20 protein-coding genes and 1 pseudogene are annotated in these 24249 nt (G+C 70.9%); 9 read left to right on the plus strand and 12 right to left on the minus strand.

Annotated elements, in window-relative coordinates:
- Positions 1 to 163: 163 nt before the first annotated feature.
- Positions 164 to 1966, minus strand: a complete 1803-nt coding sequence (locus tag M6I34_RS17430) for a M14 family metallopeptidase (RefSeq protein WP_272487079.1) — start codon at positions 1964 to 1966, stop codon at positions 164 to 166.
- 54 nt (positions 1967 to 2020) lie between these two features.
- On the opposite strand from M6I34_RS17430, the gene M6I34_RS17435 reads away from it, so the two are divergent.
- Positions 2021 to 2971 carry a methylglyoxal synthase gene (locus M6I34_RS17435; protein WP_272487080.1) on the plus strand — a complete coding sequence of 317 codons (951 nt, stop codon included), beginning with the start codon at positions 2021 to 2023 and terminating at the stop codon, positions 2969 to 2971.
- Here M6I34_RS17435 and M6I34_RS17440 read toward each other — a convergent pair.
- The 3 genes from M6I34_RS17440 to M6I34_RS17450 are packed head-to-tail and all read right to left on the minus strand — an operon-like array spanning position 2925 to position 6298.
- The gene (locus tag M6I34_RS17440) at positions 2925 to 4697 is read right to left on the minus strand and encodes a cation:proton antiporter domain-containing protein (RefSeq protein WP_272487081.1); all 1773 of its coding nucleotides are present in this window, start codon (positions 4695 to 4697) and stop codon (positions 2925 to 2927) included. The genes M6I34_RS17435 and M6I34_RS17440 overlap by 47 nt on opposite strands.
- A 34-nt stretch (positions 4698 to 4731) precedes the next feature.
- Positions 4732 to 5517: an SDR family NAD(P)-dependent oxidoreductase gene (locus M6I34_RS17445; protein ID WP_272487082.1), complete on the minus strand. Its 786-nt coding sequence runs from the start codon at positions 5515 to 5517 to the stop codon at positions 4732 to 4734.
- 13 nt (positions 5518 to 5530) lie between these two features.
- Positions 5531 to 6298 carry an HpcH/HpaI aldolase family protein gene (locus tag M6I34_RS17450; RefSeq protein WP_272487083.1) on the minus strand — a complete coding sequence of 256 codons (768 nt, stop codon included), beginning with the start codon at positions 6296 to 6298 and terminating at the stop codon, positions 5531 to 5533.
- Between the two features lie 204 nt (positions 6299 to 6502).
- On the opposite strand from M6I34_RS17450, the gene M6I34_RS17455 reads away from it, so the two are divergent.
- Positions 6503 to 7585: a malate/lactate/ureidoglycolate dehydrogenase gene (locus M6I34_RS17455; protein WP_272487084.1), complete on the plus strand. Its 1083-nt coding sequence runs from the start codon at positions 6503 to 6505 to the stop codon at positions 7583 to 7585.
- Between the two features lie 84 nt (positions 7586 to 7669).
- Here M6I34_RS17455 and M6I34_RS17460 read toward each other — a convergent pair whose 3' ends face one another.
- Both M6I34_RS17460 and M6I34_RS17465 read right to left on the minus strand, forming a co-directional pair.
- Positions 7670 to 8038, minus strand: a complete 369-nt coding sequence (locus M6I34_RS17460; RefSeq protein WP_272487085.1) for an HPF/RaiA family ribosome-associated protein — start codon at positions 8036 to 8038, stop codon at positions 7670 to 7672.
- Between the two features lie 68 nt (positions 8039 to 8106).
- A complete protein-coding gene (locus M6I34_RS17465; RefSeq protein WP_272487086.1) occupies positions 8107 to 8628 on the minus strand; it encodes a ferritin family protein in 522 nt (173 codons plus the stop codon).
- 223 nt (positions 8629 to 8851) lie between these two features.
- Between M6I34_RS17465 and M6I34_RS17470 the strand changes: the two genes are divergently transcribed.
- The 5 genes from M6I34_RS17470 (at position 8852) to araD (ending at position 14916) form a co-directional block, all read left to right on the plus strand.
- Entirely contained in the window at positions 8852 to 9907 is a 1056-nt protein-coding gene (locus M6I34_RS17470) for an ABC transporter ATP-binding protein (protein WP_272487087.1), read from the plus strand.
- Between the two features lie 41 nt (positions 9908 to 9948).
- Complete coding sequence (locus M6I34_RS17475; protein ID WP_272487088.1) at positions 9949 to 11268, plus strand: ABC transporter substrate-binding protein; 1320 nt, start codon at positions 9949 to 9951, stop codon at positions 11266 to 11268.
- An 88-nt stretch (positions 11269 to 11356) separates the two neighbouring features.
- The gene (locus tag M6I34_RS17480; RefSeq protein ID WP_272487089.1) at positions 11357 to 12259 is read left to right on the plus strand and encodes a carbohydrate ABC transporter permease; all 903 of its coding nucleotides are present in this window, start codon (positions 11357 to 11359) and stop codon (positions 12257 to 12259) included.
- Positions 12260 to 12310: 51 nt separating this feature from the next.
- Entirely contained in the window at positions 12311 to 13180 is an 870-nt protein-coding gene (locus M6I34_RS17485) for a carbohydrate ABC transporter permease (protein WP_272487090.1), read from the plus strand.
- A gap of 2 nt (positions 13181 to 13182) precedes the next feature.
- A complete protein-coding gene (araD, locus tag M6I34_RS17490) occupies positions 13183 to 14916 on the plus strand; it encodes an L-arabinonate dehydratase (protein WP_272487091.1) in 1734 nt (577 codons plus the stop codon).
- A gap of 52 nt (positions 14917 to 14968) precedes the next feature.
- On the opposite strand, the gene M6I34_RS17495 is transcribed toward araD, so the two are convergent.
- The 4 genes and pseudogenes from M6I34_RS17495 to M6I34_RS17510 all read right to left on the minus strand — a co-directional run bounded on the left by M6I34_RS17495 (position 14969) and on the right by M6I34_RS17510 (position 20702).
- Positions 14969 to 15859 (minus strand): dienelactone hydrolase family protein, encoded by an 891-nt coding sequence (locus M6I34_RS17495; protein ID WP_272487092.1) that lies wholly within the window; start codon positions 15857 to 15859, stop codon positions 14969 to 14971.
- Positions 15860 to 16031: 172 nt separating this feature from the next.
- Entirely contained in the window at positions 16032 to 16559 is a 528-nt protein-coding gene (locus tag M6I34_RS17500; RefSeq protein WP_272487093.1) for a methylated-DNA--[protein]-cysteine S-methyltransferase, read from the minus strand.
- Positions 16556 to 17047 (minus strand): annotated as a pseudogene (locus M6I34_RS17505) (GNAT family N-acetyltransferase); the annotation flags it as partial. The pseudogene M6I34_RS17505 and the gene M6I34_RS17500, both read right to left, overlap by 4 nt.
- 52 nt (positions 17048 to 17099) lie before the next feature.
- Positions 17100 to 20702 carry a pyruvate carboxylase gene (locus M6I34_RS17510; protein WP_272487094.1) on the minus strand — a complete coding sequence of 1201 codons (3603 nt, stop codon included), beginning with the start codon at positions 20700 to 20702 and terminating at the stop codon, positions 17100 to 17102.
- 235 nt (positions 20703 to 20937) lie between these two features.
- On the opposite strand from M6I34_RS17510, the gene M6I34_RS17515 reads away from it, so the two are divergent.
- Both M6I34_RS17515 and M6I34_RS17520 read left to right on the plus strand, forming a co-directional pair.
- The gene (locus M6I34_RS17515; protein WP_272487095.1) at positions 20938 to 22551 is read left to right on the plus strand and encodes a S8 family serine peptidase; all 1614 of its coding nucleotides are present in this window, start codon (positions 20938 to 20940) and stop codon (positions 22549 to 22551) included.
- Positions 22548 to 23147, plus strand: coding sequence for a hypothetical protein (locus tag M6I34_RS17520; RefSeq protein WP_272487096.1), 600 nt, complete (start codon positions 22548 to 22550; stop codon positions 23145 to 23147). Before M6I34_RS17515 ends, M6I34_RS17520 begins: the two co-directional genes overlap by 4 nt.
- Before the next feature lie 36 nt (positions 23148 to 23183).
- Here M6I34_RS17520 and M6I34_RS17525 read toward each other — a convergent pair whose 3' ends face one another.
- Positions 23184 to 23831, minus strand: a complete 648-nt coding sequence (locus M6I34_RS17525; RefSeq protein ID WP_272487097.1) for a DUF4136 domain-containing protein — start codon at positions 23829 to 23831, stop codon at positions 23184 to 23186.
- A 31-nt stretch (positions 23832 to 23862) separates the two neighbouring features.
- Positions 23863 to 24231 carry a hypothetical protein gene (locus tag M6I34_RS17530; protein ID WP_272487098.1) on the minus strand — a complete coding sequence of 123 codons (369 nt, stop codon included), beginning with the start codon at positions 24229 to 24231 and terminating at the stop codon, positions 23863 to 23865.
- Positions 24232 to 24249: the final 18 nt, after the last annotated feature.

Consider the following 24249-nt stretch of genomic DNA (forward strand, 5'->3'; position numbering starts at 1 on the left):
TCGCTCGGGTTCGTCGGGACCCCCGACCTTAGCGCGCCGCGCGGCCCGCGTACCGGCACGCCGGACCGACACGGCGTCGGCACCGTCATGGAGCCGTACCGGTACGGTTCCGGACGCCCACCGGGCGCGCCGGGGCAGGCAGCCCCGCGGCAGCCGCTCCGCGTCAGCCGCCCAGCGTCAGCTCGATCCGGAGCCTGCCGGCGCGCCCGCCGTCGGCGGCGAGCACGACCCGCGCGCCGGCGCGAGCGCGAACGACCCAGTCGCGGTGGGTCCGGTCGGCGGTCACGCTGCGGTTCGGCAGGAAGGCCTGCAGCGAGGTCGGCGGCGCGTGCCCCTCGAGCTGCGCGGCCTCTTCGCGCGGCTTGCCCGACACCAGCTCGGCCCCCTCGGGCAGCTCGATCGACAGCATCACGCCGCGCACCGTCTTGCGCGCCTGCGCGCGCCGGGTCACGTACTGCGGCAGGTAGCCGGCATTGCCGACGGCGAGCCGGACTCGCCACAGGCCCTTGCCGCCGGCGCCGGCCTCGTCGTCCAGGGGATGCGCCTCGGCGGCGACCAGCTCGAGCCGCGGGAGCGACAGCGCGAGCGTCGTCAGCCAGTCGGGGAAGCGCGCGACCTCGCGCTCGCGCAGTTCGGGCGGCGGGTTGCGCCAGTAGTTCATCCGGTCCCAGCCGCCGAGCTCGACCCGGCCCAGTTGCGGATGCTCGAACGGGTACCAGTCGACGTGCGCCTTGCCGCCGCACTGCGAGTCGCTCCACGCAAGCAGCTTCAGGTCGTCCTCGGCCGGGTGCTCACGGTACCAGCCGATCCAGTCGTAGCCGGTGATGCCGGCCTCGCGGTTCGGCGCCCACAACTCCACGGTCCAGAACAACGCGCCGAGGTGCTCGTAGAACCAGTCCTGGGTGCCGCTGATCACCTCGTTCGGGTGGTACTTGAAGTCGTGGAAGATGCTGACCGACGGGTAGCCGGTCAGCGTCTCGCCGAGCTTCGACAGACGCTTGATCGTCCACAGGTCCTCGGGAATCATCTGCTCGTCGGACTCGCCGCCCATCGGCCGCAGGATCACGCCGCTGTGCGTGTGGAAGCTGACCGCAGCGCCGATGTTCGGGTGATCGACGACGAAGCGGACCATCGCCCTCACCTCGGGCTCGCTGGTCGGGAACGGCCCTGCGCCCGTCTGCTCGAACTCCTGCCGCCAGTTCGGCGGGAAGTTCCGGTTCAGGTCCAGGCCCTCGCGGTCGCGGTTGACGCTGACCGTGATGCCGTCCCAGTTCGCCAGCCTGCCCTCGGGAATCACCCGGTAGAAGGGCCCGTCGAGGTCGCCGGGCTCGCGAGGCACCAGCAGGCGCGGCTCGTCGGGGTGCGGCTTCCAGCCGCCGTGCCGATCCTCGATGCGCATCGTCAGGATGCGGCCGTCGCCGTCGACGTCCTCGACGGTCAGGCCGTCGACCGGCGCCTCGTCGAAGGGCCAGGGCCGGGTCGACGAGCGGATGTGCCGCGGACGGTCGGCCAGCGCCAGCTCGGCGCCGTCGGGACACAGGCGCGGGCACAGGTAGACGCAGCGCGTGTCGAGCAGCGCGGTGATCCGGGGGTCGGTGCCGTAACCGGTCGCCAGCCGGTGCAGCCAGTACAGCACTGCGGTGCAGGCGGTGAGCTCGGCCGCGTGGATGTTGCCGTCGACCCAGAAGGCCGGCTTGTCGGTGTCCGGCCCGGTCGCGCGGTTCGTGGCCACCAGCAGCCAGATCTCGCGGCCCTCGAAGCTGCGGCCGAGCTCTCGCAGCTCGAACAGGTCGGGCCGCGCCTCGGCATAGCCGCGCAGCAGGCGCCCGAGTTCCTCGTGCCGGGGGAAGCGGTCGAAGCGCGGCTGCGGCAGCGCCGCCGGGGCCTCCCGGCGACCGGACGTCCGTCCGGCGCCGCGCCCGCCGGGTTTCTTCGAATTCGGGGTCTTCTCGCTGTTCTTCGTCATCGTCGCGCAGGCATCATTCGATCTCGACCCGCCCAAGCTTAAGCGATCCGCGCCATGCCATCCCCTTCCCCCTTCCCTCTTCCCCCTTCCCTGAGAATCGGCCTGGCCGCCAACCGGCTGCATCACGACACGCCCGACGCGGCGCTGTTCCGGCTGGTCCGCGAGATCGAGCCGGTCGTGCGCAAGCCGCTCGCGCCGACGATCCTGGCCGTCGGCCGCACCCACGACGCGATCCGCCGGGAGGGGCTGCTCGAGGACTACGACGGCCTGGTCCGCTATCCGTACGGCCGCGAGGGCGGGCTGATGCGGCTGGTCTCGCGCGTCGTCGACCCGGACCCTGCCACCGCGATCCACGCGGCGATCTACCTGATCGATCCGGTCGACCCCTCGTCGACCTTCCCCGAGGCGGTCGCGCTCAAGCGGCAGTGCATCATCCACGCCAGGCCCTTCCTGTCGACGCTGCTCGGGGCGCGCGAGTGGTTCGAGCTGCGCGCGGTGGCGGCGGGCGCCTCGCCGAACCCCGCGCTCGATCCGCTGTTCGACTTCGGCTCGCAGACCATCGCGCTGGTCGCGCACGACGCGCGCAAGGCCGAGATGATCGAGCTGGTGCGCGAGCACTTCGACTTCTTCGACCGGTTCGCGATGCGGGTGGCCACCGGCACCACCGGCGGCCTGCTCAACGAGCTCGCGCGCGAGCTGCGGCCCGGCCGCAGCGGCGCCTGGGTCAGGGCGCTGAAGAGCGGCCCGCTGGGCGGCGACGCGCAGATCGCCGAGCTGCTGCTCGACGGCGCCTGCCAGCGGGTGCTGTTCCTCGAGGACCCGCACGTGGCGCGCCAGCACGAGGCCGACATCCAGCTGCTGGAGCGCGCCGCGCGCACGGTCACCGAGCAGGTCGCCTGCTACGGCGACCTCGCCACCGCCCGCGACTGGATCGCGGACGCGGCAAGGCGCGCCGCGGTCAGCCCTGCCCCGGTTCCTCGCCCCGCCCCGGACCGCGCCGGCTAGCGCCCCAGGCCGACTCGCGGCGGCCGCGCTCGAGCTCGACCTGGCGCGCCACCAGCTCCTCGGGCAGGCCGGCCGTCTCCAGCACGCGGGCGCCGAGCTGCAGCGCGGCCTCCAGCGTCTCGGGCACGACCGCCGACGCCCCGGCGCGACGCAGCTCCGCCGCGTGCGCCTCGTCGCGCGCGCGCGCCAGGACCGGCAGCGCCGGCCACTCGTGGCGCAGCGCCGCCAGCGCGTGCAGCGCCGCCGCGGGCCTGTCCATCGTCAGCACGACCGCGCGCGCCGACTCGATGCCCAGGCGACGCAGCAGCTCGACCCGGCCGGCATCGCCGACGAACACCGGCAGGCCTTTCGCGTGAAAGCGCGCCACCGTGGCCGGCTGGTCGTCGATCGCGATCCAGGCGATGCCCTGCGCGTCGAGCAGGTCCGCGGTCAGCTGCCCGACCCGGCCGAAGCCGGCGATCACGACGTGACCGTCCAGCCCGCGCGGAAGCTCGATCTCGCCCGGCGCGGGCGCTAGCGCGCGCTCGATCCGCTCGCCCAGCGCGCGGCCGAGCGACGCGAAGGCCGGCGTGACGAACAGGGACAGGCCGATCAGCATCATCAGGAAGGCCGCCAGCTCGGGAGCGAGCAGTTTCCCGACCATCGCCACGCCCACGACGATGAAGGCGAACTCGCCGCCCTGTCCGAGCAGAAGGCCGGCCTCCACGCTTCGCCCCCACGACAGCCCGAACGCCCTGGCGATCCCCGCCACGATCAGCGACTTCAGCGCGAACAGGCCGGCAAGCGCGGCGAGCAGCCAGAGCGGATCGCGCAGGATCGCCGCCGGGTCGATGCCCATGCCGACCGACATGAAGAACAACCCCATCAGCAGGCCCCGGAAAGGCTCGATCGCGACCTCGACCTCGTGTCGGAACTCGGTCTCGGCCAGCAGCAGGCCGGCCAGGAAGGCCCCGAGCGCCATCGACAGGCCCGCCACCCAGGTCAGCGACGCGATGCCCAGCGAGCTGAGCAGCGTCAGCGCCATGAAGGTGTCGGCCTGGCGCGCGCCAGCGAACAGATGGAACAGCGGGCGGATGACCCGCCTGCCCAGCAGGTAGATGAAGGCGATCGCCGCGCCGGCCTTCAGCAGCGCGAGCGCCACCGACGGCCCGACGCCGCCCTCGCTCGGGCCGCCCAGCGTGCCGACCAGGATCAGCACCGGCACCACCGCCAGGTCCTGCAGCAGCAGGATCGAGAAGACCGAACGGCCGGTCGGCGTGCCGAGCTCGCGCCGGGCCGCCAGCAGCTGCATCACCACCGCGGTGGACGAGAACGCAAGGACCAGCCCGACCAGCAGGGCGGTGCGACCGTCCAGCCCTTGCGACGCTGCGATCAGGCCGGCCGCGAGCGCGGTGGCGAGCATCTGCAAGCTGCCCGCGCCGAATACCCAGCGCCGCATCGCCCAGAGCCGCTCGGTCGACAGCTCCAGGCCGATCGAGAACATCAGGAACATCACGCCGATCTCGGCCAGCGCGGAGACGCCGGGTCCGCCCGAGAAGGTGAGCCAGGAGAGCCAGGGGAAGTCGGCGGCGAAGCGGCCCAGCCCGAAGGGCCCGACCGCCAGCCCGACGACCAGGAAGCCCAGCACGTTGCCGACCCTGAAGCGCTGCAGCAGCGGGATCAGGATGCCGGCGAGCGCCAGGAACAGCAGCGCCTCGCGCAGGTGTGGGATGCCGCCTTCGTGCATCGGGCGCCCGGTCAGTCGCGCGTCGTGCGGCGGCTCAGATCACCGAGGCCGCACAGCCGTCCATCGGCACGATCGCCCCCGACACGTAGGCCGCGCGCGGCGAGGCCAGGAACAGCGCCACGTCGGCGATTTCCTCCGGCTCGGCCATCCGGCCCATCGGTATCTTCGCGATCGCCCGCTCGAGCAACTGGTCCCGGCCGATGCCGGTCGCGCGCGACTCGGCGGCGAGCCCCTCCTCGACGCGCGAGGTCCGCGTGAGCCCGGGGTTGATCGCGTTGACCCGCACGCCCCGGGCCGCCCAGGCCTGCGCCATGCCGACCGTGGCCAGCATCAGCGCGGCGTTGGCCGCCCCGCCCGCGATGTGCATCGTGCTGGCCTGCCGGCCGCCCTGGCCGACGATGTTGACGATCGCTCCGCGCCCGCGAACCGCCATCCGCCTGGCCACCGGCTCCATCATGTGGACCGTGGTGAAGTACTTCGCGTCCATCGCCTGGCGGAAGCCCTCGGCGTCGAGCTCGTCGGGACCGTAGCGCCGGGCGGCCCCGGCCGAGTTCACCAGCACCTCGATCGGGCCGATCGTGGCCTCGATCTCGCCGATCGCGGCGAGCGCCTCGCCCGGATCGCGCAGGTCGGCGGCGACCGTCTCCATCCGGAGCCCGTCGGCGGCGAGCGCCTCGCGCGCGGCGGCCAGCCCCTCGGCCGAGCGCGAGACGCCGACCACCCTCGCGCCTTCGCGCGCGAAGGCCCGCGCGCAGGCGAAGCCGATGCCCTTGCTCGCGCCGGTCACGACGGCGACGCGCCCTGCCAGGTCCAGTTGCATGACCGCTCCGGCCTCAGCCCTTGAAGCGCTGGGCCAGCGCTTCCGCGCCGCGCGCCAGCAGTCCGGCATCGGCGCCCACCGCCACGAACAGCGCGCCGCAATCGAGCCAGCGCCGGGCGAGCGGCTCGGCCGGCGTGAGCACGCCGGGCGCCTTGCCGGCCTTGCGGATACGCCGGATGCCGTCGTCGATCAGCGGCAGGATCTCCGGATTGGCGGTCTCGCCGGTGTGGCCGAGCGACGCGTGCAGGTCGGCCGGACCGATGAACACGCCGTCGATGCCGTCGACCGCGCAGATCTCCTCGATGTTGTCCAGACCCTGCTTCGTCTCGACCTGCACCAGCACGCACAGCTCGCGCTCGACCAGCTTCGTGTAGTCGCGGATGCGCCCGAAACGGGTGGCCCGCGTCGTGCCGCCGACGCCGCGCACGCCCTTGGGCGGATAGCGGGTGTAGGACACCGCCGCGCGCGCCTCGTCGGCACTCGACACGAAGGGGATCAGCACCGTCTGCACGCCGGCGTCCAGGTAGCGCTTCAGCACGACCTGGTCGTTCCACGGCACCCGGACGATCGCGGTCGTGTCCGGGTATCCGGCAGCCGCCTGCAACTGGGACAGCACCGATTCCAGGTCGTTCGGCGTGTGCTCGGTGTCGAGCAGGATCCAGTCGAAGCCGGCGCCCGCGATGATCTCGACCGAGTAGTTCGAGGGAATGCTCGACCACAGGCCGATCTGCGGGCGCCCGGCGGCGATCGCGTGCTTGAAGGCATTGACGGGCAGTTCCAATCGACGCTCCGTTTCGTTGTGGGTCCGGACGTCGTGGGTCCGGACGGGTTGTCGGTCCGGTCGGGTTGTCGCTCCCGACGGGTTGCCGTTCCGGTCGGTCGTTCCGGTATCGCGGCCGATTGTACCGAGCCGGCCCTCGGGGCCCCGCGCCGCGCAGTAAACTGCTCCGCCACGGGCCACGGTGGCCGAACGGAGACAGCTCGGATGGCGGACTACGTCACGATCGAATCGCAGGCCCTGACGCGGGCCATCGCCGCAATCGTCGCCGCCGGGGGAAGTTCCGCCGAGGAAGCCCGGCAGGTAGCCGAGAGCCTGGTCGGCGCGAACCTCACCGGACACGACTCGCACGGCGTGGGCATGATCCCGCGCTACGTCGACTCGCTTCTGGAAGGCGGCTTGCTGGTCGATCGGCGCCCGAGCGTGAAGCTCGACTCGGGGGCGCTGCTCGCGCTCGACGGCGAGCGAGGCTACGGCCAGACGATCGGCAAGGCCGCGATGGAGATGGGGATCGAGCGGGCCGGCCGGCACGGCGCCTGCATCATGACCCTGGCGAACTCGCATCACCTCGGCCGCATCGGCCAGTGGGCCGAGCAGGCCACCGCCGCGGGCATGATCTCGCTGCACTTCGTCAACGTGATGACCCGGCCCAGCGTCGCGCCCTTCGGCGGCTCGGATGCCCGCTTCGGCACGAATCCCTGCTGCATCGGCGTGCCGCTGGAAGGCCAGCCGCCGATGATCCTGGACTTCGCGACCAGCGCGGTCGCGCAGGGCAAGATGCGCGTCGCGCACAACAAGGGCGAAAAGGTGCCGCCCGGCCGGCTGATCGACGACAAGGGCCAGCCGACCGACGACCCGCGCTACGTGGTGATCCCGCCCTGGGGCGCCCTGCTGCCCTTCGGCGAGCACAAGGGCTCGGGGCTGGCGGTCGTCTGCGAACTGCTGGGCGGCGCGCTGACCGGCGGGGGCACCTGGCACGGGCCCCACGACGGCAGCCGCCGCGTCTACAACGGCATGCTGACCATCCTGATCGACCCGGCCAAGGTCGGCAACGGCGCCGATGCCTTCGCCCGCGAAAGCCTGGCCTTCGTCGACTCGCTTCGGCAGTCGCCTCCGGCGCCCGGCTTCGACAAGGTCCGGATCGCGGGAGAGCCGGAACGCGAGACCCGCGCGAAGCGGCAGGCCGAGGGCATCCCGGTCGACGGCACGACCTGGGAGGAAATCCTGGCGGCGGGCGAGAAGGTCAAGGTCTCGCGCGTCGAGACGATGCGGGCGGCAGGGCTGGCCTGATCCAGCGGCGCCCGGGAGCGGTTCCCGGGCGCCTGCCTGCCCGAGACAGGCGGCGGGCCCCGTTGCAGGGCCCGCCGGATCGCGTCAGACCTCGGGGGATTCCGGCGCTTCGGCGACCGGCCGCTGGCCCGGGTGGCGAACCTCGGCCTGCTTGCGCTTCACGTGATCCTCGACCTGGCGGCGGGCCGCCAGGAAGGCGTCGCGCACCGCGACGTTCGCGTCCTCGTTGCGAACGTGGTTGACCACCAGGTTCGCGCCGGGAACGGTCACGTCGACCGTGACGGAAAACTGCTCGCCCTGCTGGCTGTGGTTGTGCGGCTTGTCGACCACGACGCGGCACGCGGTCATGTTCGGGTGGAACTGTTCGAGCTTGGCGGCCTTCTCCCGGATCAGGGCCTCGAGGGCGGGCGAAACGGGCATGTCGTGGAAGCTGATCTGCAGGGGTATTTTCATCTTCGGCTTGCGTCCTTCGTGGAGTGTCTCGGCGAGCGGGGCGCCCTCCGGACGCACCCGCCTGCTGGCTAGAGCTTACAACGCAGCGAGCCCAGGGCTTCCTCGAGCACCCGCAGGTGGCGGGTCTCGGCCAGCGCGAGCGCGAGCGCCCGGACCCGGATCTGGTCGTCGCCCGCGCGGGCGGCGAGCTGCTCGAACGCGCTGCGCAGCCGTCGCTCGTGCGCGAGGGCGTCCTCCAGGGCGCGCGCGCACGCGCCCAGCGAGGCCTCGCCGTCGCCACCGACGGCATTGCCGTCGCCGCGTCCGCCCCCCGCGCGTGCCGGCCTCCGGGCTTCGCGCCCGGCCGCCGCCCCCTCCGGGCGCGTGGCGCCGACGATCCGCACGAATTCCTCGCCGTCGAGCATCGGCAGCTCCCGGGCGAGCCGCTCGGCGTGCTGCTGCTCGCTTGCGCTGACCCGGGCGAGCGCCGGCGCGAGGCCGGGATCCCGCGTGGCCGCGCGCTCCGCAAGCTGCCGCCAGCGCGCCACGGCCTGCTGGCGCAGCGCAAGCGCGCTCGTCAGGGCGTTCTGGTCGGGTGTGGCGGTCTTCATCCGGACTCGGAGGATCGGGTGCCGGAACCGGCTGGCGGGCCGATCCGGCCGGGCACGGCAGGTCATTGAGGTCAATACGGACTTTGCCCGGGCGGAAACCCGGAACGGTTGACCCGCGTCAAGCGCTTCCGACATTGGCGCTACCGGCGCCTGATGCGTTAGAGTCGGGATTCCCCCGCCGGGCCGCGGGCGGGCACGAATACGAAACATCGGGAGACACTGCTTGGCATCGGTCAGCATCGAAGGCGTCCAGAAGGCATTCGGCGCCACCAAGGTCATCCACGGCGTCGACATCTCGATCTCCGACGGCGAATTCTGCGTGCTGGTGGGCCCGTCGGGCTGCGGCAAGTCCACCCTGCTGCGGATGATCGCCGGACTCGAGGAAATCTCTTCCGGCCAGATCCGGATCGGCGAGCGCGTGGTCAACAACGTGCAGCCGAAAGAGCGCGACATCGCGATGGTCTTCCAGAACTACGCGCTCTACCCGCACATGAAGGTCCGCGACAACATGGCCTTCTCGCTGAAACTCGCCAAGCGCCCGCAGGCCGAGATCGACACGCGGGTCAACGAGGCGGCCGGCATCCTCGGGCTCACCCAGTACCTCGACCGCTATCCGCGCCAGCTGTCCGGCGGCCAGCGCCAGCGCGTCGCAATGGGCCGCGCGATCGTGCGCAAGCCGCAGGTGTTCCTGTTCGACGAGCCCTTGTCCAACCTCGATGCCAAGCTGCGGGTGCAGATGCGCACCGAGATCAAGGAGTTGCACCAGCGGCTCAAGACCACGTCGATCTACGTCACCCACGACCAGATCGAGGCGATGACGATGGCCGACAAGATCGTCGTCATGCACGACGGCATCGTCGAGCAGATCGGCGCGCCGCTCGAGCTCTACGACCGCCCCGCCAACACCTTCGTTGCCACCTTCATCGGCTCGCCGGCCATGAACATGCTCGACGGCCAGATCGGCGCCGACGGCACCAGCGTCGAGCTGGCGGGCGGCACGCGGATTCCCGTTCCGGGCCTGAAGGCGGCGTCCGGGCAGAAGGTCGTGTTCGGCATCCGGCCCGAGCACCTCACGCTCGGCCAGGCCGGCATCCCCAGCGAAGTCGTCGTGATCGAGCCGACCGGCGCCGACACGCAGGTCTTCACGAAATGCCCGTCGGGCGACCTGATGGCGGTGTTCCGCGAGCGGCACGACTTCCATCCCGGCTCGAAGATCTTCCTCGAGCCGATGGCCGAGGCGATCCACGTGTTCGATGCAGCAAGCGGCAAGCGGCTCTAGCCCGCGGCCGATCCCACCCCGCAAGACAAGGAGGAGACACCATGACCCAACGCCGTGACTTTCTGAAGACCACCGCGGGCGTCGCCGCGGGCAGCGCGGTGGCCGCGCCCGCGCTGTGGATTCCCAGCGCGCATGCCCAGTGGAACAACCAGCCGGAGCCGGGCGCCAAGCTGCGCGTGCTGCGCTGGAAGCGCTTCGTTCAGGGCGACGAAGACCAGTACCTGGCCAACGTCAAGAAGTTCACCGAGAAGACCGGCATCGAGGTCCGCGTCGACAGCGAGAGCTGGGAAGATGTGCGCCCGAAGGCGGCGGTCGCGGCGAACACCGGCGCCGGCCCGGACATCATCCTGTCCACCAACGACGACGCCAACCTGTACCCCGAGAAGCTGGTCGACGTCACCGACCTGGCCGACTACCTCGGCAAGAAGTACGGCGGCTGGTACCCGGTCTGCGAGCAGTACCTGCGCCCCGACGGCCAGCGCTGGATCGGCATCCCGCTGGGCGCGGCCGGCAACTGCATGGTCTACCGCACCAGCCAGCTGAAGGCGGCCGGCTTCGACTCCTTCCCGAAGGACACCGACGGCTTCCTGAAGATGTGCAAGGCGCTGAAGGAGAAGGGCACGCCGGTCGGCTTCGCGCTCGGCAACGCCACCGGCGACGGCAACACCTGGACCCACTGGCTGCTCTGGGCCTTCGGCGGCAGCCTGGTCGACAAGAACAACAACGTCGTCGTCAACAGCCCCGAGACGATCAAGGCGCTCGAGTACATCAAGGAGCTCTACTCGACCTTCGTGCCCGGCACGCTGTCCTGGCTCGACCCGAACAACAACAAGGCCTTCCTGGACGGCCAGGTCAGCGTCACCTGCAACGGCATCTCGGTGTACTACGCGGCCAAGACCTCGAAGGACCCGAAGATCAACGCGCTGGCGGCCGACATCAACCACGCGAACATGCCGATCGGACCGGCCGGCGTGCCGACCGAGTTCAACCTGTTCTTCAACCAGATGATCTTCAAGCACACGAAGTACCCGAAGGCTGCGAAGGAGTTCATCCGGTTCATGATGGAAGAAGAGCAGTACGGCCCGTGGATGCAGGCGGCGATCGGCTACGTGTCGCACCCGCTCGACGCGTACTCGAAGAACCCGATCTGGACGAGCGACCCGAAGCACACCCCGTACCGCGACGCCGTGAAGATCATGCGGCCGGGCGGCTGGCCGGGCAAGCTGGGCTACGCCTCGGCGGGCGCGATGGCCGACTTCATCGTGGTCAACATGATGGCCGAGGCCGCCTCGGGCCAGCGCTCGCCGAAGGAAGCCGCCGAGCGCGCCCAGAAGCGCGCCGAGCGCTACTACAAGGTCTGAGCCGGGAAAGTCTCCGGCGCTCCTCGTAGCGCGCCCCCGCCGGCCCTGCGCCGGCGGGGGCCTCGTCCAACCCTCACGGCCGAACGACGTGCTCGACAGAATCCTGAACAACCGCAATGCGCTGGGCCTGCTGTTCATGCTGCCGGCGGCCGTGCTGCTCCTGCTGTTCCTGACCTATCCGCTGGGGCTCGGCGTGTGGCTGGGCTTCACCGACACCAAGATCGGCCGCGGCGGCTCGTTCATCGGCCTCGAGAACTACGAATTCCTCTTCGGCGACAGCGTCGCGCGCCTGTCGCTGTTCAACACGCTGTTCTACACGATCGTCGCCAGCATCCTGAAGTTCCTGCTCGGGCTCTGGCTGGCGCTGCTGCTGAACAAGCACCTGCCGTTCAAGAGCTTCTTCCGGGCGGTCATCCTGCTGCCCTGGATCGTGCCCACCGCGCTGTCGGCGATCGCGTTCTGGTGGATCTACGACGCCCAGTTCTCGGTGATCAGCTGGGTCCTCGCGCGCATGGGCCTGATCGACGAGTACATCAACTTCCTCGGCGACCCGTGGATGGCGAGGTTCTCCACGATCGCCGCCAACGTCTGGCGCGGCATTCCCTTCGTGGCGATCTCGCTGCTGGCCGGCCTGCAGACGATCTCGCCCAGCCTGTACGAGGCCGCGGCGATCGACGGCGCCACGCCCTGGCAGCAGTTCCGCAACATCACGCTGCCGATGCTCACGCCGATCATCGCGGTCGTGATGACCTTCTCGGTGCTGTTCACCTTCACCGACTTCCAGCTGATCTACGTGCTGACCCGCGGCGGGCCGCTGAACGCCACGCACCTGATGGCCACGCTGTCCTTCCAGCGCGCGATCCCGGGCGGCGCGCTCGGCGAAGGCGCCGCGCTGGCGATTTCGATGGTGCCCTTCCTGCTCGCGGCGATCATGTTCAGCTACTTCGGGCTGCAGCGCCGCGCCTGGCAGCAGGGCGGCAGCGACCGCTGAGCCGGCACGACGCCACCGACAAGACTTCGAACACGGGGAGCATTCGCCGACATGGCCGAACAGAAGGAAACCAGCGGCATGGACTACCTGCAGTCGCTGCCGCGCAGGTGGGTCACCGTCTACATCCCGCTCGGGATCTTCGTCTTCGTGCTGCTGTTCCCGTTCTACTGGATGGGGATGACCTCGTTCAAGCCGAACGAGGAGCTGCTCGACCGCGACGGCAACCCGTTCTGGCTGAACAGCCCCACGCTCGACCACTTCCACAAGCTGCTGTTCGAGACGCCCTACCCCGAGTGGCTGCTGAACACGATGATCGTGTCGGTGGTGTCCACCTTCTTCTCGCTGTTCGCCTCGGTGCTGGCGGCCTACGCGATCGAGCGGCTGCGCTTCCAGGGCGCCAAGCCGACCGGCTTGGCGATCTTCTTCGCCTACCTGGTGCCGCCCAGCATCCTGTTCATCCCGCTGGCGGCCATCGTGTTCAACCTGGGCCTGTTCGACACCCGCTGGGCGCTGATCCTCACCTACCCGACCTTCCTGATCCCGTTCTGCACCTGGCTGCTGATGGGCTACTTCCGCTCGATTCCCTACGAGCTCGAGGAGTGCGCGCTGATCGACGGCGCCACCCGCTGGGAGATCCTGGTCAAGATCATCCTGCCGCTCGCGGTGCCGGGCCTGATCTCGGCCGGCATCTTCGCGTTCACGCTGTCCTGGAACGAGTTCATCTACGCGCTCACCTTCGTGTCGTCGTCAGAGGTGAAGACGGTTCCGGTCGGCGTGATCACCGAACTGGTCGAAGGCGACGTTTACCACTGGGGATCGCTGATGGCCGGCGCGCTGCTCGGGTCGCTCCCGGTGGCGGTGATCTACTCCTTCTTCGTCGAGTACTACGTCTCCGGCATGACCGGCGCGGTCAAGGAGTAGCCATGGCCGACCGCCCCCGCCGCAGGCCCGAAGAGCTCCGCAGCCATCGCTGGTACGGCGTCGACACGCTGCGCGCCTTCGGACACCGCTCGCGCACCCTGCAGATCGGCTACGACCGCCGCGACTTCGCGGGCAAGCCGGTCATCGCTATCGTCAACACCTGGAGCGACATCAACCCCTGCCATGCCCACTTCCGGACCCGCGCCGAGGAAGTCAAGCGCGGCATCTGGCAGGCCGGCGGCTTCCCGGTGGAGATTCCCGCGCTGACGCTGTCGGAGAACTTCCAGAAGCCGACCACGATGATGTACCGCAACCTGCTGGCCATGGAAACGGAGGAGATCCTCCGCTCCTACCCGGCCGACGGCTGCGTGCTGCTGGGCGGCTGCGACAAGACCGTGCCCGCGCTGCTGATGGGCGCGATCAGCATGAACCTGCCCACGATCTTCATGCCGGCCGGCCCGATGCTGCGCGGCAACTGGCGGGGCCAGCAGCTCGGCTCGGGCAGCGACGTCTGGAAGTACCACTCCGAGCTGCGCGCCGGCAACATCACGCAGGAAGACTGGCACGAGATCGAGGAAGGCATCGCCCGCTCCTTCGGCACCTGCATGACCTTCGGCACCGCCTCCACCATGGCCACGATCGCCGAGGTGCTGGGCTTCATCCTTCCGGGCGGCGCCACGATTCCCTCGGCCGACTCCAACCACCCGCGGCTGGCCTCGAACTCGGGCCGGCGCATCGTGGAGATGGTCTGGGAAGACCTCAAGCCCTCGGACCTGCTCAGCCGCAAGAGCTTCGAGAACGCGATCACCGTCATGATGGCCGGCGGCGGCTCGACCAACGCGGTCGTGCACATCGTGGCGATGGCCCGCCGCGCCGGCATCGACATCGGGCTAGACGACTTCGACCGGCTGTCGAAGACCACCCCGGTCACGCTGAACCTGCGGCCGTCGGGCAAGTACCTGATGGAAGACCTGTTCTACGCGGGCGGGTCGCGCGCGTTCTTCGACGCGCTCGGCGACCTTCTCCACCGCGACACGCCGACCTGCACCGGGCGCACGCTCGGCGAGGAGATCGCCGGCGCGCCGATCCACCTGCCCGACGTGATCATGACCCGCGAGAAGCCGCTCGAGGCCGAGGGCGGCGTGGCGATCCTGCGCGGCAACCTGGCGCCCGACGGCGCGGTGATCAAGACCTCGGCGGCCACGCCTTCGCTGCTGAAGCACACCGGCCGCGCGATCGTCTTCGACGACTACAACGAGCTCGAGCGACGGCTCGACGACCCGGACCTCGACGTCGACGAAACCTGCATCCTGGTCCTGCGCAACTCGGGTCCGCAGGGTGGGCCGGGAATGCCGGAGTGGGGGATGATGCCCTTGCCGAAGAAGCTGCTGCAGAAGGGCGTGCGCGACATGATCCGCATCTCCGACGCCCGGATGAGCGGAACCAGCTACGGCACGGTCGTGCTGCACGTGGCGCCCGAGTCGTACGTGGGCGGCCCGCTCGCGCTGGTGCGGGAAGGCGACATGATCACGCTGGACGTGCCCGACCGGGTGCTGAAGCTCGAGGTCGACGAGGCCGAGCTCGCGCGCCGGCGCGCGGCCTGGAAGCGCCCCGAGCGCCGCTTCGAGCGCGGCTACGGCGAGCTGTTCTCGCAGCACGTTCAGCAGGCCGACCTGGGCTGCGACTTCGACTTCCTGGCCAAGCCCGGCCGCAATCCCGAGCCCGAGATCCACTGAGGCCCGGGCAGGCCCTGCCGACCCCGATAACGGCTCCGGGGAGCGCGCGTTCTCAGATCAGGCGCTTGCGGAAGAAGGCCAGGGTGCGCTCCCAGGACAGCTTAGCGGCCGCCTCGTCGTAGCGCGGCGTGGAGTCGTTGTGGAAGCCGTGCTGGGTGCCGGGGTACACGTGCATCTCGTGCGGCACCCCGGCCTGCTTCAGCGCCGCCTCGAAGGCCGGCCGCATCGCGTTGATCCGCTCGTCCTTCTCGGCATAGTGGACCAGCAGCGGCGCCGCGATCTTCGGGACGCTCGCGGTCTCGGCCGCGGCGCCGTAGTACGGCACGCCCGCCTGCATGTCGGCGCCCAGCTCGGTGGCCAGCCAGTTCGTCGTCCCGCCGCCCCAGCAGAAGCCGGTCACGCCCAGCCTGCCTGAGGACAGCGGATGCGCCTTCAGGAAGCGCGCGCCGTTCAGCATGTCGGTGCGCAGCTTCGGCTGGTCGAGCTTCGCCTGCATCGCGCGGCCGTCGTCGTCGTTGCCCGGATAGCCGCCGAGCGGGGACAGGCCGTCGGGCGCCAGCGCGAGGAAGCCCTCGACCGCGAGCCGGCGCGCGACGTCCTCGATGTACGGGTTCAGCCCGCGGTTCTCGTGGATGACCAGCACGGCGGGAAAGGGCCCGGCGCCGGCCGGCTGCACCAGGTAGCCCCGCATCTGCCCGGAGTTGCCGCCGGGCGACGGGTAATCGACGTAGCGGGCCTTGATGCGCGAATCGGTGAAGGAGATCGTCTGCGCGGCCGCGTAGTTCGGCAGCAGCGCATGGGCCATCGCCAGCCCGCCGGCCGTCACCGCGGCAGCGCGGGCCAGGAAGGTGCGCCGGTCGATCCGGCCGTGGCAGTACTCGTCGTAGAGATCGAACACGCGCTGGTCGATCTCGAGCTGCGTCAGCGCTTGCGGTGCGTTCATCGCCGTCCCCCGTTGCGGTCACCCGCGAAAGATCACCCGGACGATGGATGGTCACCCGAAGCGAGGGGGACTTTCAACCGCGCCGCAGCAGGCCGACGAGCAACAGGGCGGCCCGAAGCAGCCGACTCCACGGCCGAACCGGGCCGCGGGACGCCCGGCCCTTGCGACCGAGTCAGAGCAGCGACGATGGCATGGCGCCTTCGATGCCGAGCAGCGCGCGCTTGCGCGGCAGCCCCCCGCCGAAACCGGTCAGCGAACCGTCGCTGCCGACGATCCGGTGACAGGGAACGACGATGGACACCGGGTTGCGCCCGATCGCGCCGCCGACCGCCCGTACGGCCCGCGGCCGCCCGATTCGCGCCGCGATCTCGCCGTAGGTGCTCGTGGCGCCGAATGGGATGGCGAGCAGGGCCTGCCAGACCTCGCGCTGAAAGGGCGTGCCGACGAGTTCCAGCGGCAGGTCGAAGCGCCGGCGGCGGCCGTCGAAGTACTCCCGCAGTTGCCCGCTCGCCCGGTCGAGCACGGTCGCGTCCTCGGCATGCGCTTGCCGGTCCTCGCCAGGCGCCAGGCCCAGATCGGGCTCGTCCCGCTGGCCCTCGAAGTAGAGCCCGGTCAGGCGGCCGCGCGCGGCGACCAGCAACACGCGGCCGAGCGGCGAGTCGACGCGCCGGAAGGAGGCGGCGGAAGCCTCCGGCTTCACAGCAGCTTGCGGTACTGGATGAAGCCGGGCCGGTCGGCGACCCGGTCGTAGAGCATCCGGCCCGCGTAGTTCGTTTCCTGGGTCAGCCACCAGACCCGGCTGGCCCCCGCCTCGGCGGCGCGCTGGTAGACCGCCTCGATCAGCGCCCGGCCCACGCCCCGGCCGCGCGCCTCCGGCACCGTGAACAGGTCCTGCAGATAGCAGTAGGGGCCGGCCGTCCAGCAGGAGCGATGGAAGACGTAGTGCACGATGCCGAGCAGGCGCGGGCGGTCGCCGTCCGCCGCGGCCTCGCCGGCGCCCGACGCACCGGCCTCGCCGGCAGCGAACGCGCCCATCGCGTGCATCGGCTCGCTCGAATCGTGGAAGCGCGCCCAGGTCAGGTCGCTGACCTCGTCCGGAATCTCGACCCCGTAGAACTGCTGGTAGCCGCGCCACAGCGGCCACCACTTCTCCTTCTCGTCGGCCCGCAGAGGCCGAACGACCCACCGCCCGTCCGTCATCTTCTTCTCCCTTCCGCCCTCTCTCTTCCCCCTTCCCCGATCAGTACTCGACCAGCAGGTCGTGCGCCTCCACCGTGTCGCCGGACTTCACGTGGACCGCCTTCACCGTGCCGTCCCGCTCGGCGCGGATCTGGGTTTCCATCTTCATCGCCTCGATCGAGACCAGCGGATCGCCGGCGCGGACCTTCTGGCCGGCCTTCACCGCCACCGTCACGATCATTCCCGGCATCGGCGCCGGCACTTGCGAGGGATCTGTCGGGTCGGCCTGGCGCCGCTTCGCCGCCCGCGCAGCGCCGGCCTTCTCGACCCGCATCGTGCGCGGCTGGCCGTTGAGCTCGAAGAAGACCCGCACCAGGCCCTCTTCCTCGGCGGGCGCGGTGCCCTGCATCCTCACGACCAGCGTCTTGCCCGGGTCGATGTCGATCGAGATCTCCTCGCGCTCGCGCATGCCGTAGAAGAAGGCCTGGGTCGGCAGCACGGACACGTCGCCGTAGTGGCGCCGGTGCTCGGCGTAGTCGCGGAACACCTTCGGGTACATCAGCCAGGACGACAGGTCGTCGTCGCTCACCTGCCGGCCCGCCGCCTTCGCGGCCTCCTCGCGCGCGAGCTCCAGGTCGGCCGGCGCCAGCCGGTCGCCCGGCCGATAGGGCTTAGGCGGCTCGGCGAGGATCGGATTGGCGCTGTCGCACTTGAGGATCTTGCGCGACAGCGCCGCCGGAAAGCCGTCCGGCGGGAAGCCGAGCTCGCCCTTGAACAGCGACACCACGCTCTCGGGAAAGGCGACTTCGCGAGCCGGGTCGGCGACGTCGGCCGCGTCGAGGTCGTTGGCCACCATGAACAGCGCCATGTCGCCGACGACCTTCGAGGTCGGCGTCACCTTGACGATGTCGCCGAACAGCTGGTTGACCTCGGCGTAGGCCTGCGCGACCTCGGGCCAGCGGTGCTCCAGGCCCAGCGCCCGGGCCTGCTCGCGCAGGTTCGTGTACTGGCCGCCCGGCATCTCGTGCCGGTAGACGTCCGACGTGCCGGCGCGGATGTCGGACTCGAAGGGCGCGTAGAGCCGGCGCACGCCTTCCCAGTAGTGCGAGATCGCCTGCATCGACTCGCGATCGATGCCCGGGTCGCGGTCGCCGCCCTCGAGCGCGGCGACGATCGCGCCGAGGTTGGGCTGCGAGGTCAGGCCGCTCATCGCGTCCATCGCGCCATCGACCGCGTCGGCGCCGGCCTCGATCGCCGCCAGCACCGAGGCCACCGACGCGCCGCTGGTGTCGTGCGTGTGAAAGTGCACCGGCAGGCCGGTCTCGGCCTTCAGCGCGGCCACCAGCTCGCGCGCCGCCCGCGGCCGGCACACGCCGGACATGTCCTTGACGCCGATGATCTGCACGCCGGCGCGCTGCAGCTGCTTCGCGATGTCGAGGTAGTACATCAGGTCGTACTTGGAGCGCGAGCGGTCGAACAGGTCGCCGGTGTAGCAGATCGCGCCCTCGCACAGCGCGCCGGCCTCGTTGACCGCGTCGATCGCCACGCGCATGTTCTCGACCCAGTTCAGCGAGTCGAACACGCGGAACAGGTCGATGCCGCCGGCTGCCGCCCGGCCGACGAAATGCCGGACCACGTTGTCCGGGTAGTTCGTGTAGCCGACCGCGTTGCTGCCCCGCAGCAGCATCTGGAACAGGATGTTCGGCACCGCCTCGCGCAGGCGCGCCAGGCGCTCCCACGGGTCTTCCTTCAGGAATCGCAGCGCCACGTCGAAGGTGGCGCCGCCCCAGCACTCGAGCGAGAACAGCTGCGGCAGCATCCGCGCGTAATAGGGCGCGATCCGCTGCATGTCGATCGTGCGCATCCGCGTCGCGAGCAGCGACTGGTGGGCGTCGCGCATCGTGGTGTCGGTCAGCAGGACCCGGCCGCTCGCGCCCATCCACTCGGCGAACTTCGCCGGGCCGAGCTGGCGCAGCAGGTCGCGGGTGCCCGGCGGCGGCTTGACCGCCAGGTCGATCGGCTCGCCGGGCTGCGCGACCGGGTTGACGACGGCGCGGCTGCCCGCGATCGAGCGCGCGCCGGCTTCGGGCTTCAGCGACACGACGCCCTGGGCGGTTGCCGAGCCCGCGGGCCAGCGCCTGGGCAGCCCGACGTGCACGTGCGAGAGGTCGGGCCTGGCGCGGCCCTTCATGTCGGGATGCCCGTTGACGGTCACGTCGCCGATGTAGCGCAGAAGGCGCGTCGCGCGGTCGCGCCGCTTCGGGAAGCGGAACAGCTCGGGCGTGTCGTCGATGAAGCGCGTGGTGACCGTGCCGGCCGCGAAGTCCGGGTGGTTGATCACGTTCTCGACGAACTGCAGGTTGGTCGCGACGCCGCGGATCCGGAATTCGCGCAAGCCGCGGTCCATCCGGCGGATCGCCTCCTGCGCGGTCGGCGCCCACGCGGTGACCTTGACCAGCAGCGAGTCGTAGTAGGGCGTGATCACCGCGCCGGTGTAGGCGGTGCCGCCGTCGAGCCGCAACCCGAATCCGGCGGCGCTGCGGTAGGCCGAGATCCGGCCGTAGTCCGGCGTGAAACCGTTCTCCGGGTCCTCGGTGGTGATCCGGCACTGCAGCGCGTGGCCGTTCAGCCGGATCGCGTCCTGCGCGGGCACCGGGCCCCCGGACTCGCCGATCCGCGCGCCTTCGCTGATGCGGATCTGCGCCTTCACGATGTCGATGCCGGTGACCATCTCGGTGACCGTGTGCTCGACCTGGATCCGCGGGTTGACCTCGATGAACCAGAAGTCGCCGGAGTCGGCGTCCATCAGGAACTCGACGGTGCCCGCGTGGGTGTAGCCGACCGCGCGGCCCAGCTTCAGCGCGGCCTCGCAAAGCGCGGCGCGGCGCGCGTCGTCGAGATACGGCGCCGGCGCGCGCTCGACCACCTTCTGGTTGCGCCGCTGCACCGAGCAGTCGCGCTCGAACAGGTGGACCAGGTTGCCGTGCCGGTCGCCCAGCAGCTGCACCTCGACGTGGCGCGCCCGCTGGACGAGCTTCTCCAGGTAGACCTCGTCGTTGCCGAAGGCGGCGGCCGCCTCGCGGCGGGCGACCGGCAACTGCGACTCGAGCTCGGCGTCGCTGCCGATCACCCGCATGCCGCGCCCGCCGCCGCCCCAGCTGGCCTTCAGCATGACCGGGTAGCCGATGCCGGCCGCCTGCCGCTTCGCCTCGGCCAGGTCGGCGGCTTCGTCGCTGGTCTTCGGCAGCGGCCCGGTGGCCGGCATCACCGGCACGCCGGCCGCGACCGCCGCGTTGCGCGCGGCGACCTTGTTGCCCAGCGTGGTCATCACCTCGGGCGAAGGACCCACGAACAGGATGCCGGCCTTCTGGCAGGCCCGCGCGAGATCCGGGTTCTCCGACAGGAAGCCGTAGCCGGGGTGGATCGCGTCGACCCGGGAACGCTTGGCGATCCGGATCACGTCGTCGATGTCGAGATAGGCCTGCAGCGGCTTCAGGCCCTCGCCGACCTGATAGCTCTCGTCGGCCTTGAAGCGGTGCAGCGCGAAGCGGTCCTCGTGCGAGTAGATCGCGACGGTGCGGATGCCGAGCTCGGCGGCCGCGCGCATCACGCGGATCGCGATCTCGGAGCGGTTCGCGACGAGCAGGGAGTGGATTCGGGCCATCTTTGGGGGGAAGCGAGAAGGGGGGAGGGAGAAGGGACAAGGGGAAACAGTAGCTGCCGAGGGGGGGCGGCGCAAGTCGCGGCCCGGCCGCGAGCGGCGCGGTTCGGCCGTGGCCGGCGCGGCTGTCGCGCGACATTGCGCCGATCGGCCGGCCTTCAAATGCTGCAAGCTCGGGCGCTCACGGGTAGCATGCGGCTGGAAGCCGCTTCGCCCGCTCGCCGGGCCCCCGCAATCGATGCCAGCCCGACGCACGCCACGCCTGCCCGCCCTGATCGCCTGCCTCGCGCTCGCGACGCTCGCCGGTTGCGGCGGCGGGGATTCCGGAGACGCCTTCGACCCGTCGAGCTGCTTCTACCAGTACACGCTGACCGACTCCCCGCAGCTGGTCGGCCTCGATCCGCTTCTGACCAGGCAGTGGCACCTGCAGAACATCGGCCAGAGCGGCGGCACCCCCGGCGAGGACCTGCGCGCGATCGCCGCCTGGGCTGAAACCAGGGGCGCCGGCGTCCGGGTGGCCGTGGTCGACGACGCGATCGAGACGCTCCACCACGACCTGTCTCCGAACGTGGTCGAGGGCGCCTGGTTCGACTACCGCTCGAACACCGCCACCGCGCCGCTGCCCTGCTACCAGGACGACGACCACGGCACCGCGGTGGCCGGCATCGTCCTCGCGCGCGACGACAACGCGGCCGGCGGCGCCGGCGTCGCGCCGCGCGCCTCGCTCGCCGCCTACAACGCGCTGGCCACCAGCACCGACGCCGACATCGCCGACGCGCTGAACCGCGACCTGGCCGGCAACGCGATCTACAACAACAGCTGGGGCTCGCCGGACAACGGCATGCTGAACCCGGCCGAAGCGAGCTTCGCCGCCGCGATCCGCGAGGGCATCGACAAGGGTCGCAACGGCAAGGGTGCGATCTACGTGTTCCCTGCCGGCAACGGCGGCTGCTTCCTGGTCGACCGGAACGGCGACTGCGCCTTCGACGAGAACTCGAACTACGACGGCTACGTGAACAAGCTGGGCGTGATCACCGCCTGCGCGTTCGACCACGACGGCAAGGCGCCGATCTACGCGGAGCCGGGGGCCAACGTGCTGGTCTGCGGCCCTTCCGGCAACACCGACACGGCGATCACCACCACCGACGTGCTCGACGACTACCGCAGCGACTTCTCCGGCACCTCGGCCAGCACGCCGATGGTCTCGGGCACGGCCGCGCTGATCCTGTCGGCGAACCCGAGCCTCACCTGGCGCGACGTGCGACTGGTCCTCGCGCGCAGCGCGAGGCAGAACGACCCGCTCCATCCTGGCTGGGTCGCCGGCACCGCCGGCCGGCCTCCGTTCAATCCCTACTACGGCTTCGGCGCCGCCGACGCACAGGCCGCCGTAGCGCTGGCGAAGACCTGGCCCTCGGTGGGCGGCAGCGAGTCGCTGGTCAAGTGCGGGCCCTATGCCAGGGGCATCGGCGTCTTGCCGTTCCCGATCCCGATCCCCGACGACGCGAGCGCCGCGCGCGAGGACCGGATCACCGTGGGCAGCGACTGCGCGATCGGCAAGATCGAGTTCGTCGAGATCGGCTTCAGCGCCACGCACCCGTTCAGCGGCGACCTGCGGGTGGAGCTCTTCAGCCCGAACGGGCTGGTCAGCCGGCTCGCCGACGCGCGCCTGTGCGACCCGGACCAGGACGGCTTCGCCGACAACTGCGGGGTCTACGACGACTGGCGCTTCGGGTCGGTCCGGCATCTCGACGAGCCGGCGCCCGGCACCTGGCGGATGGTCGTGTCGGACCTGTTGGCCCAGGACGCCGGCACCTGGACCGGCTGGAGCCTGACTTTCTGGGGGCGTCCATGAAGCCAGCCATTACGTTCGCGCTCGCGGCGGCGGTCGTCGCGACGACGGCCTTCGCCCAGCCGGGGACTGCGCCGCGCGCCGCGGCGAAGGCCCCGGAAAAGGCCGAGGGCCGCCGCCCTGCCCCGCCCGCCTCGAGCGGGGACTTGTACTGGTACGAGGAAGGCACGCGACGGGCGCTGAGAGTCGACGCGGCACAGGTTGCGGACTTCGGCCGCAAGGACGCGTCCCGGGGCCGGATGCCGCTGCGCGCCAGCCGCGACACCGAGAAGGATCCGGCCGGCCTGCCCGACGGCGTGTCGCCGGTGCTTCGCGACACCGGCGCGCCAGGTCGGCCGCGCGCGCTGCCCGGCGGCGTGATCGTCACGCTGAGGACGGCGCCGGCCGGCAACGATGCCGGCGCCCGGCAGGCCGAGGCGCACCGGCAGCTCGCGGCTGCAGGCCTGCAGCCGCTGCGCGCCCTCGACCCTGAGGCGCGCCGCTGGCTGGTCGCCTCGCCGGCCGGGCTCGCGTCGCTGGAGCTTGCGAACCGATTGCACGAAAGCGGCGATTTCGCCGCAGCCGCGCCGAACTGGTGGCAACCGCGGGCGCTGAAGTAGGCGCCGCGAAAGCCTGGCCGCGGCGGGGTTCCCGGCTCAGCGCGCCGCCGGCTCCACCGCCTCGCGCGGCACCTCGACTCGCCGGGTGACCCCGGACAGACCCGGAAAGTCCGCAAAGACCGCCCGCGCCAGGTAGGGCATCGCGCCGGCGATCGACGGCGCCCCGCCGGCGGCCACCGCAGTCGCTTCGTAGACCTTGCGGCCGCCCGCGCCCAGGTCGCGGATTTCCACCCTGAGCCGGTACTCGTACCAGCTGACGTCGCGCTCGACCGCATACGGGCCGTAGTAGCCGGGCCAGGGCGCGGCGATCGACACGCCGCCGTGCCGGCCCCAGGTGCCCCACCAGAACCAGGGCTGCACGTAGGGCTGCGTGTATTCCAGCCGCCGCTCGTGCCGCGGCGCCACCGCGGTGTCGAAGCGAACCTCGAAACGCGGCGCCTGCGCGGTTTCGGTGAACCCGACTCGCGCGAGCTCGCCGCGCATCTGCTGCCGGTAGCTCGCGTGCTCGAGGCTGTCGAGCTGCGTTTCGGTGGCCGCGAAGCGATAGGTGCGAGGCGCCTGCGACGGCCACTCGTGGAACACGGTCAGGTCGCTGGAGACCGGGGTCGCGCAGGCAGCCAGCAAGGCCGCGGCGCCGAGCGGCGCGAGCACCCGCCTGAGGAGTCCGGAAACGAAGCCTTTCATCGCATCACTCCTGCCACGCCAGCCGGCCAGGCTAGCGCGGGTTCTCGTAGAAGACATAGCTGGTCGAGTAGTCGCTGAACTCGAAATACACCTTCTTCTCGCCCGGGTCGACCTCGCCGTTCAGGTTCGCGTCGAATACCCCGTAGCCGAAGCGGTAGGGCCGCGGAACGCCATCCTGCGTGCCGTGCGCGGTCGAGATCTTGTCGATCCTCAAGAAACGGCGCACCAGCTTGTCGCCGGCGTAGATTTCGAGCACGCCGTCGGTGCCGGTCCAGTTCTGGATGCCGCGTGAGATCGTGTTCTGGGTCTCCTGCGTGCAACCGGCCGCGAGCAGCGCGGCCAGCGCGACCGCCCCGGCCATCGCGGGGATCGCGGCACCCGAGCGCTTACAATCGTTCATCCTCGGAATCTCCCTGCA

This window comes from Zeimonas sediminis, from assembly GCF_023721795.1.
GTDB lineage: Bacteria > Pseudomonadota > Gammaproteobacteria > Burkholderiales > Burkholderiaceae_E > Zeimonas > Zeimonas sediminis.

Bases quoted from the DNA above. Each gene is read 5' to 3' on its own strand.
- M6I34_RS17485 (WP_272487090.1), top strand. From the start codon at position 12,311: ATGGCCGAACAGAAGGAAACCAGCGGCATGGACTACCTGCAGTCGCTG.
- M6I34_RS17455 (WP_272487084.1), top strand. From the start codon at position 6,503: ATGGCGGACTACGTCACGATCGAATCGCAGGCCCTGACGCGGGCCATC.
- araD (WP_272487091.1), top strand. From the start codon at position 13,183: ATGGCCGACCGCCCCCGCCGCAGGCCCGAAGAGCTCCGCAGCCATCGC.
- M6I34_RS17495 (WP_272487092.1), bottom strand. From the start codon at position 15,859: ATGAACGCACCGCAAGCGCTGACGCAGCTCGAGATCGACCAGCGCGTG.
- M6I34_RS17440 (WP_272487081.1), bottom strand. From the start codon at position 4,697: ATGCACGAAGGCGGCATCCCACACCTGCGCGAGGCGCTGCTGTTCCTG.
- M6I34_RS17445 (WP_272487082.1), bottom strand. From the start codon at position 5,517: ATGCAACTGGACCTGGCAGGGCGCGTCGCCGTCGTGACCGGCGCGAGC.
- M6I34_RS17525 (WP_272487097.1), bottom strand. From the start codon at position 23,831: ATGAAAGGCTTCGTTTCCGGACTCCTCAGGCGGGTGCTCGCGCCGCTC.
- M6I34_RS17520 (WP_272487096.1), top strand. From the start codon at position 22,548: ATGAAGCCAGCCATTACGTTCGCGCTCGCGGCGGCGGTCGTCGCGACG.
- M6I34_RS17435 (WP_272487080.1), top strand. From the start codon at position 2,021: ATGCCATCCCCTTCCCCCTTCCCTCTTCCCCCTTCCCTGAGAATCGGC.
- M6I34_RS17465 (WP_272487086.1), bottom strand. From the start codon at position 8,628: ATGAAGACCGCCACACCCGACCAGAACGCCCTGACGAGCGCGCTTGCG.
- M6I34_RS17430 (WP_272487079.1), bottom strand. From the start codon at position 1,966: ATGACGAAGAACAGCGAGAAGACCCCGAATTCGAAGAAACCCGGCGGG.
- M6I34_RS17475 (WP_272487088.1), top strand. From the start codon at position 9,949: ATGACCCAACGCCGTGACTTTCTGAAGACCACCGCGGGCGTCGCCGCG.
- M6I34_RS17510 (WP_272487094.1), bottom strand. From the start codon at position 20,702: ATGGCCCGAATCCACTCCCTGCTCGTCGCGAACCGCTCCGAGATCGCG.
- M6I34_RS17515 (WP_272487095.1), top strand. From the start codon at position 20,938: ATGCCAGCCCGACGCACGCCACGCCTGCCCGCCCTGATCGCCTGCCTC.
- M6I34_RS17530 (WP_272487098.1), bottom strand. From the start codon at position 24,231: ATGAACGATTGTAAGCGCTCGGGTGCCGCGATCCCCGCGATGGCCGGG.
- M6I34_RS17460 (WP_272487085.1), bottom strand. From the start codon at position 8,038: ATGAAAATACCCCTGCAGATCAGCTTCCACGACATGCCCGTTTCGCCC.